The organism is Pseudomonas sp. EZ-C24, assembly GCF_014525325.1.
In the GTDB taxonomy this organism is placed as follows: Bacteria; Pseudomonadota; Gammaproteobacteria; order Pseudomonadales; family Pseudomonadaceae; genus Aquipseudomonas; species Aquipseudomonas shirazensis.
In genome coordinates this window covers 361,990-377,186 of record NZ_JACDIU010000014.1, presented here as the reverse complement: position 1 = coordinate 377,186, position 15,197 = coordinate 361,990, and the positions used below count along the sequence as shown (strand labels likewise).

16 protein-coding genes and 1 pseudogene are annotated in these 15,197 nt (G+C 60.9%); 8 read left to right on the top strand and 9 right to left on the bottom strand.

The genetic code is table 11. The annotated features are described in order from the left end of the window. Positions 1-18: 18 nt before the first annotated feature. Together IDM28_RS10840 and IDM28_RS10835 are read right to left on the bottom strand one after the other, a co-directional pair. A complete protein-coding gene (locus tag IDM28_RS10840; protein ID WP_150571603.1) occupies positions 19-255 on the bottom strand; it encodes a hypothetical protein in 237 nt (78 codons plus the stop codon). 27 nt (positions 256-282) lie between these two features. Beyond that, positions 283-540 (bottom strand): hypothetical protein, encoded by a 258-nt coding sequence (locus IDM28_RS10835; RefSeq protein ID WP_188035896.1) that lies wholly within the window; start codon positions 538-540, stop codon positions 283-285. 202 nt (positions 541-742) lie between these two features. Here IDM28_RS10835 and IDM28_RS23850 point away from each other — a divergent pair. Further along, positions 743-1,000: pseudogene (locus IDM28_RS23850) on the top strand (EamA/RhaT family transporter); the annotation flags it as partial. Continuing rightward, on the top strand, positions 963-1,373 hold the full coding sequence (locus tag IDM28_RS10830; protein ID WP_188035895.1) for a YybH family protein: 411 nt from the start codon (positions 963-965) through the stop codon (positions 1,371-1,373). The pseudogene IDM28_RS23850 and the gene IDM28_RS10830, both read left to right, overlap by 38 nt. 13 nt (positions 1,374-1,386) lie before the next feature. Here IDM28_RS10830 and IDM28_RS10825 read toward each other — a convergent pair whose 3' ends face one another. The 3 genes from IDM28_RS10825 to treS form a co-directional block, all read right to left on the bottom strand. Further along, a complete protein-coding gene (locus tag IDM28_RS10825; protein WP_188035894.1) occupies positions 1,387-1,836 on the bottom strand; it encodes a GNAT family N-acetyltransferase in 450 nt (149 codons plus the stop codon). A gap of 77 nt (positions 1,837-1,913) precedes the next feature. Beyond that, entirely contained in the window at positions 1,914-2,141 is a 228-nt protein-coding gene (locus IDM28_RS10820) for a hypothetical protein (protein ID WP_188035893.1), read from the bottom strand. Positions 2,142-2,279: 138 nt separating this feature from the next. Further along, entirely contained in the window at positions 2,280-4,343 is a 2,064-nt protein-coding gene (treS, locus tag IDM28_RS10815; protein WP_188035892.1) for a maltose alpha-D-glucosyltransferase, read from the bottom strand. 231 nt (positions 4,344-4,574) lie between these two features. On the opposite strand from treS, the gene IDM28_RS10810 reads away from it, so the two are divergent. From IDM28_RS10810 to IDM28_RS10790, 5 genes are all read left to right on the top strand, one after another. After that, the gene (locus tag IDM28_RS10810; protein ID WP_316937007.1) at positions 4,575-5,621 is read left to right on the top strand and encodes a diguanylate cyclase; all 1,047 of its coding nucleotides are present in this window, start codon (positions 4,575-4,577) and stop codon (positions 5,619-5,621) included. Positions 5,622-5,876: 255 nt separating this feature from the next. Beyond that, a complete protein-coding gene (locus IDM28_RS10805) occupies positions 5,877-7,286 on the top strand; it encodes a circularly permuted type 2 ATP-grasp protein (RefSeq protein ID WP_101319265.1) in 1,410 nt (469 codons plus the stop codon). A 3-nt stretch (positions 7,287-7,289) separates the two neighbouring features. Next, on the top strand, positions 7,290-8,240 hold the full coding sequence (locus IDM28_RS10800; protein ID WP_101319263.1) for an alpha-E domain-containing protein: 951 nt from the start codon (positions 7,290-7,292) through the stop codon (positions 8,238-8,240). Continuing rightward, a complete protein-coding gene (locus IDM28_RS10795) occupies positions 8,237-9,016 on the top strand; it encodes a transglutaminase N-terminal domain-containing protein (RefSeq protein ID WP_101319261.1) in 780 nt (259 codons plus the stop codon). Before IDM28_RS10800 ends, IDM28_RS10795 begins: the two co-directional genes overlap by 4 nt. A gap of 63 nt (positions 9,017-9,079) precedes the next feature. Then, positions 9,080-9,814, top strand: coding sequence for a peptidase (locus IDM28_RS10790; RefSeq protein ID WP_101319260.1), 735 nt, complete (start codon positions 9,080-9,082; stop codon positions 9,812-9,814). Positions 9,815-9,820: 6 nt separating this feature from the next. Here the strand turns inward: IDM28_RS10790 and IDM28_RS10785 are convergent, their stop codons facing one another. The 4 genes from IDM28_RS10785 to IDM28_RS10770 form a co-directional block, all read right to left on the bottom strand. Further along, positions 9,821-11,371: a PQQ-dependent sugar dehydrogenase gene (locus tag IDM28_RS10785; protein WP_262500058.1), complete on the bottom strand. Its 1,551-nt coding sequence runs from the start codon at positions 11,369-11,371 to the stop codon at positions 9,821-9,823. 81 nt (positions 11,372-11,452) lie between these two features. After that, on the bottom strand, positions 11,453-12,076 hold the full coding sequence (locus IDM28_RS10780) for a dTMP kinase (RefSeq protein WP_181106469.1): 624 nt from the start codon (positions 12,074-12,076) through the stop codon (positions 11,453-11,455). A 261-nt stretch (positions 12,077-12,337) separates the two neighbouring features. After that, positions 12,338-12,775, bottom strand: a complete 438-nt coding sequence (gene aroQ / locus IDM28_RS10775; RefSeq protein WP_188035890.1) for a type II 3-dehydroquinate dehydratase — start codon at positions 12,773-12,775, stop codon at positions 12,338-12,340. 15 nt (positions 12,776-12,790) lie between these two features. Further along, on the bottom strand, positions 12,791-14,146 hold the full coding sequence (locus tag IDM28_RS10770) for an MFS transporter (protein ID WP_188035889.1): 1,356 nt from the start codon (positions 14,144-14,146) through the stop codon (positions 12,791-12,793). A gap of 137 nt (positions 14,147-14,283) precedes the next feature. Here IDM28_RS10770 and IDM28_RS10765 point away from each other — a divergent pair, with 137 nt between their 5' ends. After that, positions 14,284-15,171, top strand: coding sequence for a LysR family transcriptional regulator (locus tag IDM28_RS10765; RefSeq protein WP_101319251.1), 888 nt, complete (start codon positions 14,284-14,286; stop codon positions 15,169-15,171). The last annotated feature ends 26 nt before the right edge of the window (positions 15,172-15,197 follow it).

Here is a 15,197-nt window from a genome sequence, read left to right as displayed (position 1 = left end):
CCGCGGCCTGGTTGCCCGTCAGCCCTCGGGCAAGCTGACGCCGCAGATGAAATCGCTTGAGCCGATGCGGTGCGAGCCGAACTCCACGACGTAACTGTCGCCGCGGCGTTCGGCTTCTATTCTGGCGGTAGTCTGGTCGGCATATACATCGACCAGATGCCACGGATGGCGGTCGCGCAGCACGCCCCAGCCGAGCACCCAGCCTGGTCTGGCAGGGTCCGCCGGCAAGTTTTTCACGAGGCTGCGTATGCTCATCGGCTGCTCCCAGGACGCTTTGTCTCCTTACCCCCGCAGCCGCTCTAGGCGAGCGCGACCGGCTTCGGTAATGGCGTTCTCCCCTTCATCACTGATGCGATAACGACCGGAAGCCATCTTGGCAATCGAAAACCTCACCAGGTCAGTTTTGGCCAACGCTTCGCCAACTTCGTAACTCATGGCGCGCTCCAGGTCGAAAATCCTGATCGCTCCCATCTTATAACGAGCAAAGACGATCAGCGCCTCATCAATCGCCGCTTGGTTTACCGCTTGAACACGTTCCATGCTGACATCCTAGTTCGTGAGTGGCCCGATCCGTGGGCAGACAGACAACGGACCGTGGCAGTTCGTCGAATGCGCAACGCTACTATGTACACGCCAGGTGGGGTACTGGCTTTGCATCCATGCTGGATGATTGGACAGGCCAAGGATTCGCAATCATTGACTCTAATCGGGGCCAGCCCGGGGGTATTACCGCTTCTCTGCTGTGTCTTCGGTGATTTGCGCCTGGGCCTGGAACGCTGCGACACTGCGGCTACCGATGGTGCTCTCAGGTCAACTGATTTCACTGGAGTCTTTGTTTGCCGCCCTGCTCGGCTTACTCTTCAACGCCAGGCTGCCAACGTTCATAGAGACGTCAGGGCTTATCGCCGTGATCACAGGCGCCGGGTTGGCGGTGCACAGCATTCTCACGCAGGAGCACAGCAATGGATGCACTTACCCGAACGCTCAAAGCGACAATTGAGGCCGCTGATCACGCGATCACCGCCGAAGATTTCGACGAGTTAATGAAGTTTTATGCCGACGACGCAACGCTGGTGGTCAAACCGGGTTTGACGGTCACCGGCAAAGACAGCATCCGCCGCGCATTTGTCGCCATCGCGGAGCATTTCAATCACAGCATTGTTGTCACGCAAGGCGAGATGCAGGTCATTCCGGGGGCTGATGTCGCGCTCGTCGTCATGCAAACCCTGTTGCAGGCTACTGACAAGGCAGGTGACAAAATCGAGATTTCGCGCAAAGCAACTTACGTATTTCGATTCATCGCGGACCAATGGCTATGCGCCGTCGACAACTCCTACGGAACGACACTGCTGGACAACATCGTCGAGCCGTAGGACTGCCGGCAAACTATGTATCAGCCTGCTGCCGGCGCTTCTCCATGCGAATATCGCCTTCAGGCAACTGCTCCACGCAGCGCCAGCCGAGCTTGCGATAAAAACCGCTGGCGCGACTGGCCTCTGCGGTTTCCAGCCATATCGTCTCATGCTGCTGGAAAAGGAAGCACTCTGCGCGTTCCATAAGGCAGCGACCCAGGCCCAGCCCCTCGAACTGGGGCAGTACGAATGCCGCGAACACACAAGCATCACCGCTATCAGCCATTGAAAAGCCTGCCGGGACACCGTCGACCTCAGCAATCCAGATACACGGTGCCTCGATAAGTGCTTGTTCAATGGCTTCGGGGGTGATGCCCATGTCCGTCAGTTGCTCACGCGACAGGTGGTTTTCCTTAACGCTTGTGCGGATATGGAAAATTGCATCGATATCAGCGGCGTTGGCCAGCCTGATTGTTTTCTGCATGACGAGTCCCTTCAGCTACTTTCAGACGCCGGTGCTTCATGGCGCCAGCGGAAGGTCCTTTTACCAGCTGTGGCGGATCAAAGCACTACGCTGACTTCAGATATGCCGAGTAAAGCCGCCTGCTCGAGAACTTCGGCAGGAGTGGCATCGGCGTCAGGCATGACCAGGCTGTTCTCACCATCACCATGGTGCAACATGATCAAGTGCAGCGCGGCCTCATGGGTGGCAAGGTGATCCTGCTTGAGCTCGAGCTGGTGAGTGCGGCGCTCGCCGTTGAAGAGGTATTCCAAGGTAAAGATATGCATGGTCAGACTCTTATGTGGTGGACTAGACCCTTATCCTGACCAAGAAGACAGCTTTTTGGTTCGATTGGCTTCCAACAACTCTGCGCAAAACCAGACCGGCGCGGTCGCTGGTCTGGTTTCACAGCGCGAGTTAACGTCTCAGAAATGCCCGCTGCTGTTGACGATCCGCAGCGACAGCGCTTCGTAAGGTTCCAGGTTGATCATCAAGCGCCCGTCCTCGCTGAGGTCGCCCTCGACCGTTTCATTGATCATGTCGACCACGGTCCCCGGGGTAAAGCCGGCCAGTGTCAGTTCCTCGCTGATGACTTCAGCACTGAAGTTGAGCGCGCTGATCTGGATACCCTTGCCGGCAGGCAGTTCATGCACCATGACCAGCAAGCCAGGGCTGCTGACTTCCGGCACCAGAATCTGCTTGCTGCTTGCGATGCCATAGGCCTGACGCACAGCGAGGATCTTTTTCACCATGCTGGCAAACGAATCGCTGCGTTGCAGCTGGCTGTCCAGGCTGCCGTACAAGTCGCGGGCCTTGGGGATGCCACGTACGGATGCTTGCTCTTCAGGCGCCAGCCCAGCCAGATCATAGCCACCGCGGTGAATCCAGCGCGTGTCGCCATCGAGCATGCGCTCGGCGACAGCCTCGGCCGGCAGTGGCAGTGCGCCGACCATGTCCCAGCCCGACAGCGCGAACACGCCGGGTTGCATGGCGTTGTACATCACCAGCAACAGGTGGATCTTCTGGATCTGGGCGATATCGTCCTCGGTGATCAGCTCCAGGTCACGAATCCCCAGCGTGGCAGTGATCAGGCTCGCGGTGGTGCAGGAGATGCCGTTGGTGACGAAACGCAGGTTGTACGGCGCATGCTCGCCAGACAAGCGCTCATGCATCTCTTCACGTATATGCTCGCGCAGGATGCTGCCGGGGATGGTCTGGCCCTTGTACATGAACATGTCATGGGCATGCAGGGTCCAGAAATGCACCAGCTCAGTGGTTAACTCGTCATGGTTCTGCAGGGCATGGATCAGCGAGGCAGGGTCAATCTTGAACGCATGCATCTGATGCAGCATCAGGCGCAGGAACTCGGTATCGCCGGTCAGCAACGCGTGCTGGTAGGCCGGCCGAGTAACGAAGTCGTAGGATAGGTCGGCACCGCCCTTGGACATCTGGGCGATGTCATCCAGGGTCAGGTTCAGTTCCTGGAAGCTGAAACCGCCGGCCTTGCGGATCATCCCACCGAGGATCTGGTTGCCGGTGATCGATAACGGATGGCTCTCGGACCAGGCCGGGCCTTCGGCGCGGGCTTCGACGCCGAGGAATCCGTTGGCATCCAGGCGGATACCGCGTGCGCCATGGCAGTCGAGGGCATACAGCGCATCACCGAGGATCATCTGCTGGGCGGTAAACGATGGGTCGAGCCAGTTCAGCGACGGCTGCCCTTCCTTGAAATAATGCAGATAGACCCAGCGCCGTTCGATGCCGTCGACGCCGGTAATCGCGGGTGTTGCACTCCAGTCGGTGTCCTTGACTCCCGGTTCGAAGAAGATCACCCGTTGCAGCTGGCCGACAATGTAATGCCGCGCCTTCAACTCGTCGCATACCGCTGGTGACAGGTTGACGGCGTCGCGGCCCGCGGGCACGTCAGGCAGCAGGTGCCAGTCTTCCTGACGAATCTCGACCATGTGATACAAGCCCGGATACAAGCCATAGGCCCGCTCGGCCAGCCTGAAGTCCGCGCCCTTGCCGGTGTGTGCGGGGATCAGGTCATCGATGGTTACCGCGTTGTGCGCGGCGGCGATCCTGCTCATGCGCACCAATTCTTCTTCGGTACCGAACAGCGGGTCGACGTCAAAACTGATGCGGTCGAAGTTACCGTCCACGCTTGGCGTGAACTGGTGACCGCTGATCCCACCGGCCTGCTTGATCGGACCGGTGTGAATGCCTTGGATGCCAATCTCGGACAACTGCTTCCACAGCGCTTCATGGCCCAGCGCCTGGAGCACCGAAGACCCTTCAGGCGAGACGATCGCGTCGGGGTACACCGTCAACCACACCGAGGATATTTCAATTGCCCGGCGCGGTTGCGACTCGGCATAGGCGTTCATCCACAGCCGCGACTGGCCGCCGTAGAGCTTGGCCCGGTCCTGGGAAATCTTGAGCATGGAACGCGCTTCGAGCCATTTAATGTAGTCGTCCTGATCTGTCATAAGCTCCCCACAAGGCAAAAGTGAATGTACGCAGGCTTTAGGGTATGACGCATGGCAGCAATGAACGTTCGCCTGGAGCGCTTTGCGCGGCGCTGGCGCAATGACACAATGCCGCACCCGTATCCAGAGCTGTGGCCTCACGCCATGAACGCCCCCGACCTTCGCCCCGAGATCACCCAGCACGTCAGGACCGATCGGCTCAAGCAGCTGTTCGTGCAATCGGCGCCGGCGGTGCTGGGCAGCTACCTGGCTGCAGCGATGCTGTGCTGGATGGGCTGGGAGCGCTTTGATCACAAAGCGGTGCTCATCTGGATGAGCGTGCTGACCGCGACCACGCTGCTGCGTACCGAGATGTTCATCACCTACCGCCGCGCCGCGCCCAACCAGCGCTCGCCGCAACAGTGGGAGCGCCGCTACTGGCTGACCTTGGCATTGTCGGCGGGCACCTGGGGCCTCGGCGCGCTTGCGGTGATGCCGCTCGGTGATCTGGTCGGGCAGACGCTGATCATGCTGTTTGCAGTAGGCATGTCGGTCAGCGCGGTGTCGTGTTACTCGTCCTTTCGCAATATGACCCTGGTGTCCGTTGCTCTGGTGCTGCTGCCCTGCACGATCTGGTTGTTACTGCAGCCTTCTGCCTTGCAACAAGGCATAGCCCTGGCGGTGCTGGTGTTTGCCTCGTTTGTCGTCAATGCCACCCGCAGTCTGTCGTCAGCACTGGAGACTGCTTGGCGCCTGAAGCATGAAATGGAACATGCCCACCGGCTGGCCATGATTGCCTCCTGCACAGACGGGCTGACCGGTTTGAACAATCGCCGGGCGTTCTTCGATCATGCCTCGGCCCAGCATGCCTTGTGCGAGCAGCAGAGCGGGCTGGTCGCTGTGCTGATGCTGGACGTCGACTTTTTCAAACAGATCAATGACACCTTCGGCCATGCGGCGGGGGATCGGGTCCTGCAACGCATTGGCACGGTCATCAGTGCCTGCCTGCGCGACGATGACATCGCAGGCAGGCTCGGCGGTGAAGAGTTCGCACTGTTGCTGCCCAACACGCCCCAGGCCGAGGCCGTCGAGATTGCCGAGCGCCTGCGGGCATTGATCGCCCAACTCAACGTGAGCAGCGAGCACGGCGTGACGGCAAGCATCGGCCTGGTCTATGCCACAACTGCCGAAAGTGATCTGGACGCATTGCTGGTCTGCGCCGACAAGGCCATGTACCGCGCCAAGGCCGCCGGCCGCAACCGGGTTGAACTGGTCGAGCACGCTCGCCCCACCGCCTGAGCGCCCCCGTTTGGGGCAACTTCGGCAAAGCCTGGCAACGTGCACCTGTTTGATGCGCCACGCCTTCCCACCGTTGATGGGGATTGAGCGTAAAAGCCGTTGGCGCGTCGTTTTTCTGATGCTAAACAGCGCCCAATCGCAATTTCTGCATCAATTCGAGCCCTAGCCACACTGCCCTGCCCGTTTCGGCACCTTCATTGCAACGCTGATCAGGTATGCGACAACGCTGCTGACGATGCGTAGCAAGGAGTGGGTATGTCCCGGGCTTTTTTCGATGAAATGTATGAGGCAAACGGAAGTTGCCGCTCCCACTACCAGGCTTTTTCGCGCTGGTTGGCCAATACACCGCTGGAATTGCTGGAACAACGTCGACGCGAGGCCGACCTGCTGTTCCACCGCGCTGGCATCACCTTTACCCTCTATGGTGACGCGCAGGACACCGAGCGCCTGATCCCCTTCGACATTATCCCGCGCAGCATCCGCGCCAGTGAATGGCGCATTGTCGAGCGCGGCTGCATTCAGCGGGTGCAGGCGCTGAACCTGTTTCTGCACGACATCTACCACGACCAACGCATTCTCAAGGCCGGCATCATTCCGCCCGAACAGGTATTGGCCAACGAGGGCTATCAGGTCGCAATGCAGGGCTTGAACCTGCACCGTGGGCTGTACGCGCACATTGCCGGGGTCGACCTGGTGCGCGACAGCGATGGCACTTATTACGTGCTCGAAGACAACCTGCGTACCCCAAGCGGCGTCAGCTACATGCTTGAAGACCGCAAGATGATGATGCGCCTGTTCCCCGAGCTGTTCGCCGCGCAGCGCATCGCCCCGATCGACCACTACCCGAACATGCTGCTGGACACACTCAAGAGCGCCAGCCCGCTGGACAACCCGACCGCCGTAGTGCTCACCCCCGGGCGCTTCAACAGTGCCTATTTCGAGCATGCGTTTCTCGCCCGCGAGATGGGCATCGAACTGGTCGAAGGCGCCGACCTGTTCGTGCGTGACGAGCATCTTTATATGCGCACCACCGCCGGGCCGCAGCGGGTCGACGTGATCTACCGACGCCTGGATGACGACTACCTCGACCCGTTGTCTTTCAACCCGGACTCGACCCTTGGCGTGCCCGGCCTGATCTCGGTGTACCGCGCCGGCAATGTGGTGCTGGCCAATGCCGTCGGCACCGGCGTGGCCGACGACAAGTCGATCTACCCCTATGTGGGCGACATGATCCGCTTCTACCTCAGCGAAGAGCCCATCCTCAAGAACGTCCCCACCTGGCAATGCCGCAAGCCTGCCGACTTGTCCCACGTGCTGGCCAACCTGCCCGAGCTGGTGGTCAAGGAGACCCAAGGCTCCGGCGGTTACGGCATGTTGGTCGGGCCGGCGGCAACGGCAGCGCAGATCGAGGACTTCCGCGCGCGCATCAAAGCCCGCCCGCATGCCTATATCGCCCAGCCGACCCTGTGCCTGTCGACCTGCCCGACCTTTGTCGAACAAGGCATCGCCCCGCGCCATATTGACCTGCGCCCGTTCGTTTTGTCCGGCAGCGAGACCCGCCTGGTGCCTGGCGGCCTGACCCGCGTGGCGTTGCAGGAAGGCTCGCTGGTGGTGAACTCGTCGCAGGGCGGCGGTACCAAGGACACCTGGGTGGTGGAGGACTGACCGATGCTCTCAAGAACCGCTTCCGATCTGTACTGGATGTCGCGCTACCTGGAGCGCGCCGAAAACCTCGCGCGCATGCTTGAAGTCAGCTACTCGCTGTCGTTGATGCCCCAGGCCGGCCGCTCCGATGGCCACGCTGAACTGGCCATGTCGCTGCTGGCCTCGGGCACCCTTGACGACTACCTGCGCAAGCACACCGAGCTCGACTCCGAGCGCATGCTGCACTTCTTCGCCCTCGATGCGGAAAACCCCAGCAGCATCTATTGCTGCCTGCAGGCAGCGCGGACCAATGCCCACGCCGTGCGCGGGCGTATCACCGCCGACATGTGGGAAAACATCAACGCCACCTGGATCGAGATGCGCAATATCGCCAGCAACGGCCTCGGCCGCTATGGCATCAGCCAGTTCTGCGACTGGGTCAAGGAGCGCTCGCATCTGTTCCGCGGCGCCACCTCCGGCACCATCATGCGCAACGATGCTTACAGCTTCATCCGCCTGGGAACCTTTCTCGAGCGTGCCGACAACACCCTGCGCCTGCTCGATGCGCGCTATGAAATGTTCGGCGAAACCTCCGAAGAAGTCAGCGACGACTCGGCCCGCGGCTATTACCAGTGGAGCGCCCTGCTGCGCGCCCTGACCTCTTATGAGGCGTTCAACGAGATCTACCGTAACGCGCCCAGCGCGCGGCCGGTGTCGGAGCTGTTGTTGTTGCGGGTCGACGTACCGCGCTCGCTGCATTCCTGCATCGACGAGCTGGACCAGATCCTCGCCGGCTTGCCGGGCAACACCGGTCGCGCCGCCCAGCGCATGGCCGCCGAACTCAATGCGCGCCTGCGCTACACCGGCATCGACGAAATTCTCGACGCCGGCCTGCACCTGTGGCTGACCGACTTCATCGGCCGTATCCACCAGCTGGGCCAGAGCGTGCACAATTCCTACCTGGAGGTCGTATGAAACTGTCTATCCGTCACGACACCACCTACAGCTACGCCAGCGATGTCAGCAACAGCATCCAGCTGCTGCGCCTGACCCCGCGCAGCAGCGATCGCCAGCGTATCCTCGACTGGCAGCTGGAGCTGCCGCGCAAGGTCAACAGCCAGATCGATCCCTACGGCAACATCCTGCATGTGCTGACGTTGGACAAACCCCACGGGCACCTGGCCCTGACCGCCAGCGGCCAGGTCGAAATCGACTCCGAATGCGAGCAGGAAGCCGGCGAGCAGTCGCCCCTGCCGTTCCTGCGCACCAGCCACCTGACCCAGGCCGATGACACGCTCAAGGCCTTTGCCATTCAGCATTGCGGCGCGCACCGTGACCGCGCAGCGCTGACCGCACTGATGCAGGGCCTCGCCGACCAGATGCCGTACAGCCCGGGAACCACCTCGGTAGTCACTACCGCCATCGAAGCCTTCAACGGCGGTGCCGGTGTATGCCAGGACCACACCCACGCCTTTCTCGCCTGCGCCCGCAGTTTGGGCGTTCCGGCGCGCTATGTGTCCGGCTATCTGTGCACCGAGGATGAAACCCACCTGGCCAGCCACGCCTGGGCCGAAGCCTGGATCGATGACGCCTGGTACAGCTTCGATGTGACCAACCGCATCACCCGCCCCGAGCGCCACCTGAAACTGGCAGTCGGCCTCGACTACCTGGATGCCTGCCCGGTCCGCGGTGTACGCCGCGGTGGCGGCACCGAGTCGATGCAGGCCAGCGTTCACGTCCATCGCCAGTAGCAACAAAGCCCCGTCAGGTTCGCCAGGACGGGGCCTCTATTCCCACAGCACAAGGTAACCAGCATGACCTATTGCGTCGCCATGCACGTGGCAGACGGACTGGTGTTCATCTGCGACTCACGCACCAACGCAGGCATCGACCAGATCTCCACTTTTCGCAAGTTGTTCGTCTTCAGCGCGCCAGGTGAACGCCTGATCGTGTTGCAGACCGCAGGCAACCTGGCCACTTCGCAATCGGTGGTCAGCCTGCTCGAACAGCGCAGCCGCGGCAGCGGCACCCACTTGCTGAATGTCACCTCGCTGTACGACGCCACGGTGCTGGTTGCCGATACGCTGCGCGAAGTCATTAGCCGCGACCGCAGCAAGCTGACCGCACAGATCGACCTGAGCTGCACGATCATGGTCGGCGGCCAGATCGCCGGCGCTGAGATGGGCATCTATAACGTCTACGCCCAGGGCAACTTCTTCCAGGCCACCCAGGACACGCCGTTTCTGCAGCTTGGCGAGAGCAAGTACGGCCGGCCGATTCTCGATCGCAACCTGACCTACCACACCCCTTTGGACGAGGCGCTGCGCTGCGGCCTGATTTCGTTCGACTCGACCATCCGCAGCAATCTGTCAGTGGGCATGCCGCTGGATCTGCTGGTGTATGCCAAGGACAGCTTTGCCGCCAAGGCGCCGGTGCGCATCCATCAGGATGACCCGTACTACAGCCATATTCGCCGGCAATGGAGCGATGGTTTGAAGAATCTGCTGGCTGATCTGCAGCCGCCGCCGCGTGAGTTCATGGCCGATTGATCCGACTCAGGGTTCGACGATGCGCAATAGCCTGGCGTCAGGCCCGTCGGTGAGGACGTAGATTGAACCGTCCGGCGCAACCTTGACATCGCGCATCCTCTCCTTCAGATCTGCCAGCAGCAGTTGCTGCCCGACCACCTGGCGGCCGTTGCGCAATACTCGACGCACCGCCCGTTCCTTGAGCGCAGGTACCAGCAAATTGCCGCGCCAGTCCGGGAACATCGTGCCGCGATAGACGGCAAGGCCGGCCGGTGCGATCGAGGGTGTCCACTGCACGACTGGATCTTCATAACCCGCCAGCTGACGTAGTGGTGTTACCTGCGCAAACGGATAGTCAACTCCGCCGGTAACGATGGGCCAGCCATAGTTGCCGCCCGGCACTATCTGATTGATCTCGTCACCACCGCGGGGGCCGTGTTCGCTGAGCAGCAAATCGCCGGTTGCACGATCGACCGCGATGCCCTGCGGGTTGCGATGGCCCAGGCTGTAGAGCTCGGCAGCGGTGCCTGCCTGATCGATGAAAGGATTGTCCGCCGGTGGCCGGCCATCGCGGTCGAGCCTGACCACACTGCCCAGCGAATTGGCCCGGTTTTGCGCCTCTTCGCGGCGCGTGCTGCCATCGCCTACGGTCAGCACCAGGGTCTCATCGGCGAGAAATGCCAGGCGCCCGCCGTTGTTGCCGGCGCTGGGCTTGAGTGTCGATTTGAATAGCACGCGGACGTCATTCAACGCATTGCCAACCAGTCTGGCCCGCACCAGCTGTGTGCCATTGGCGCCTGCCTTGCCATAACCCATGGTTAGATAAAGCAGGCCGTTGTGCTCGAACTGCGGGTCCAGCACGACATCCATCAATCCAGTGACAGCACCTTGCTGGAACAGCGCCGGAAGCCCATCGAGGTTTATCTGTGCAGTTGAGCCGTCGCTGCTGATAGCCAGCAGGCGCCCTGCCATCTCGGTCACCAATGCGCGTCCATCCGGCAGTAGTGCAACCGACCATGGCTGTCTCAAGCCAGTGGCCACTGTCTGGACTTTGTATCTACTCGCATCAACGACGGCAGGCCGCTCGACGCCAGCCGGTGCGCCAATAAAGAACAGGATGGCCGGGATACCAGCCAGCGCAACCGCCAATAGCGCCTTGGCCCGGTCTTGACTGCTTACAACTGCGAGGGTTGATGAGGTCAGCTGTGCATACAGCAAACCCGCGACAATCCCCGTCGAAGCCATCAACACCTGGCCGAGCAAGTCTCTGGTGCCGGGGATCGCCGGCATGGGAATGACCGAGCGCATCAGCCAGAACACCGTCCAAAGCCCACACATGCCAGCACCCGCACATAATGCCATGCGTGGCACTGAAACCTTGTTGGCCAGCCAATGCGCCAGCAGCAACGCCGGGGCGAGCGTCGCAACTGCAATAGCCATCATGATCGGCGCGAAGGTCATCAGATCCGTCACGGTCGAGTGCATGCGGATCGATGCCGTGATCGGCGCCCCCAGCCCGATCAACTCACTGAGTATCAGTTGCGTCTGGATGATGCTGGCGAGCAGCGCCGTGACCAAGCTGGCTGCGAGTACACCGAGGATGTGGCGCATGGGTGCCTGCATCGGGTTATTTCCTGCACTAGGGTGGGTGACATCACTTCATATTGGCAAACCAACAACCAGGCTTTGAACTTCAGCCACAATCTGCTTCGTCGCGTCTTCAACGCTACCCTCATTGCGACACAATACCCAGCCATGCTCGGCAACCGCACGTTCAAACGTTTCGCTCGAAGCGACGTGCTCTTGCAGCGTGTGCATCACGGTACTGTTCAACCCACGCGAACGTGCCGCTGCCCTGGCCCATGAAATGTGCGGGGCGGTGACGACGCCAACGTGCAGGTCGGGCACCTGCACGTCACGTTCAAGGTTCAGCTGAAGGATCTGCGCAAACGGCACCAGACGGCGAAAGGCAGCATCGGAGGGATACCAGCGGTCGATCAGGATGATGCTGTCGGCGGGCTGTTTGGGCAGGACCTGCTGTGAGATCCAGGCGCGGCTGTCTGCCAGGCGTTGGCAGATTTGCAACTCCAGGTCTGCACAAGGGGTTCGCGCTACCTGGTTGACCAGGGCCATGGTCTCGCCACGAAACGGATCGCTCTTTTTCTCGCAAAGGCGGACAACCTTGTTGCCCTCCGCGCGCAGAGCCTGAGTCACGGCTTCCAGAAGCGTGGTTTTACCGGTGCCTTTAGGGCCGTCGAAGGCGACGAACAACGGACGATTCACAGGGCCTGCAGTCAGCAAAATCACTACCTTCAATGCGCTCATGGCAAGCCGTATTCTACCCTGCTTAATGGGTGACGGTGGGGGCGCTCTGCGCCCCTTTCGCGACACAAGGCCGCTCCTACAGATGTACGCGCTGGCCTGCCGGATGCGGTCAATCTGTAGGAGCGGCCTTGCCGGGGCGCCGGACCGGTCGGAAAGGATTGCGAAGCAGCCCCGACGTTCTCGACCCAAACACAAGTTTCAGAAGTGCTGACCGTACACTCAGCCAAGCCGGCTGGCTATCGCCCGCAGCGCCAGCAAATACCCTTCAACCCCAAGGCCTGCAATCACGCCATTGGCCACCGTCGAGGTAATCGAATGGCGATGCAGTTCATCGCGTGCATGGATGTTGGAAATATGCACCTCCAGCAACGGCGCCTTGATCAACTTCATCGCATCCAGCACCGGGATGGAGTGGAATGAAAAGCCAGCGGGGTTGATGATCACGGCCACTTCGCGCTCGAAGGCTTCCTGCAACCAGTCAACCATGACCCCTTCATGATTGGTCTGGCGAAACTCACACACCAGGTCCAGTTCGGCCGCCAACTGCTGGCAATCGTGTTTCACCTCGGCCAGTGTCGTCGTGCCATAGATTTCGGGTTCGCGGCGGCCCAGCATGTTCAGGTTGGGGCCGTTGAGGATTAAGACTGAACGATTCATGGTCGGACTCTGCATTTATTTGAGGTACTGGGGTGACGCGCTGGCCTGCACAGTGGCGTCGCCGTCGGCTTGGTCGAGATCGATGCCGCGGGTTTCCGGGCCGATCAGAATCATCGCCAGCGAGACCAGATTGATCGCGGCGCAAATAGCCACCAGCAGCCAGGGTGAATTGCCGGTCTGGCTCATCAGCCACACGGCGAGGATAGGCATCGGCCCGCCGATCAGCAGGTTGGCACCGGTGTAGGCCAGGGCCGAGCCGCTGTAACGCACGTTGGTCGGGAACGCTTCGGCAAAGGCGACGGGCTGGATGCCGCTCTGGAACTGGGTGAAACCGAGGAACAGCCCCATCGCCGCCATGATCACTGCCGGTTGCTGGGTATTGAGCATCGGGAAGTAGACCATCAGGATCGCCAAGGTCATGCAGGAGCCAAACGCCAAGGCCTTCTTGCGCCCCCAACGGTCGCTCAGGTAGCCGCCGGCCAGCGCACCGAAGATGGCGCAGACGTTGGCCACCATCAGTGACATGAAGCCCATGGACTGGCTCATGCCGAGGTTTTTGACCAGGTAGCTCAAGCTGAAGATGACGATCAGGTAGAACAGCGCGGCCGGCGAGCAGAAGAACAGCATCAAACGCAGAATGGTCCGCGAGTGCGTCTTCAGCACATCTTTCAACGGGCTGCCTGCATGGGGCGCCTGGGTCTTCTGCAAGGCAACGAAGGCAGGCGTTTCACTGACCTTGAGGCGAATAAAGATCGCCACCACCACCAGCACGAAACTCATCAGGAAGGGTATGCGCCAGCCAAACGACTCGAACTGCTCGGCACTGAGCAACGCGGCCAGGCCAAGCAATGCGCCGTTGGCAAGTATCTGACTGAGTGGCGAGCACAGGCCGAGAAGCCCTGAATAGAACCCGCGCCGATCCGAGCGTGCATGTTCCAGGGCCATCAGCTGCGCGCCAGTCGACTCGCCGCCCAGCGCGAAGCCCTGAATGATCCGCAGGATCACCAACATGATCGGCGCCCAGATCCCCACCTGCGCGTAGGTCGGCAGCAGCCCCATCAGCACCGAGGCCAGGCCCATCAAGCTGACTGTCGCGAGCATCAGGTTGCGCCGGCCGAGTTTGTCACCCAGATAGCCGCAGGTGATCGCGCCCAGTGGCCGCGCCGCCAGTCCTACGCCAAAGGTCGCCAGTGACGCGAGCAAGCCGGAGGTGGGCTCCATGGCCGGGAAGAACAGCTTGGGCAGGACCGTTGCAGCTACCGCGCCGTAAAGGGTGAAGTCGAACCACTCCAGCGCGGTACCGATGGTGGCGGCGGTGACCGCCTTTCTGGACATCTGACTGTCTGCAGCAGAGGCATCTGTCGTATTCATGAGTGTCTCAATCATTATTGTTATCGAGCGCCCGTAGCGGACGGTTGTGCATCTGAGTCGACTCTAGGCGCTTTTACCTGCAAGATAATTATCGAAAACCGGATAAATTCATAAGCTAGCCTTATACAGGTCGAATCATGGAGCTACGTCACCTGCGCGCGTTCGTCTGCGCCGCCGAGTTTCAGCACTTCAGCAAGGCTGCCGAGCATTTGCAGGTTGCCCAACCTGCGTTGAGTCAGCTGATCAAGACTCTGGAGAGCGAGCTGGCCGTCACGCTGTTTCGCCGGGCCAATCGCGGCGTCGAACTGACCGCCGCTGGCGCGGCGTTTCTACCGCATGCGCGGGACGCCCTGCATTCCAGTGAGCTGGCCGTGGCCGCCGCCAAGCGCGCTCGGCGCGGAGAGATCGGTGAAATTACCATCGGCTACCACTCGGCACTGCTCGAGGCCAATCTGCCACAGTTGATTCGGCACTATTTCAGCAGCTATCCGGAAGTCAAGGTGACCCTGCTCGATGCGCGCATTCAGGCTCAGTTCGACAAACTGCTGGAAGGCACGCTCGACATCGGCTTTGCCCGGATCTTCAAGGACCATTTGCCCGCCCGCCTGCGCACCCACTGCTTCAGTACCTCCAGGCTGGTCCTGCTGATGCCTGACAACCATCCCCTGGCAGATACCTTCAACGGCGATCTGGCGAGCCTGCGCCAGGAGAAGTTCATCTTCCTCGAGGACCCGCTCGGCATCGGCCTGACCTCACACATACTGCAGCTATGCCGGCAGTATCAGTTGCACCCTGCCAACGTCATGCAAGTGCCTTCGTTGATGAGCATTCCTGGCCTGATTGCAGCAGGTATCGGCATCAGCATTCTCCCGCAAACCCTCACTCAACTGAGCATGCCGGGCATCCGTACGCTTGAACTCGAGCAGGCCGACATGCACAGCGAGCTGTCGTTGATCACCCGCGTGGATGAGCGCTCACGGGCAGTCATGCATTTTCTGGAAGAGGCGCAAGGCTGGTTGAGCTGAGCTTTTTCGACGCGGAGTACATCTGT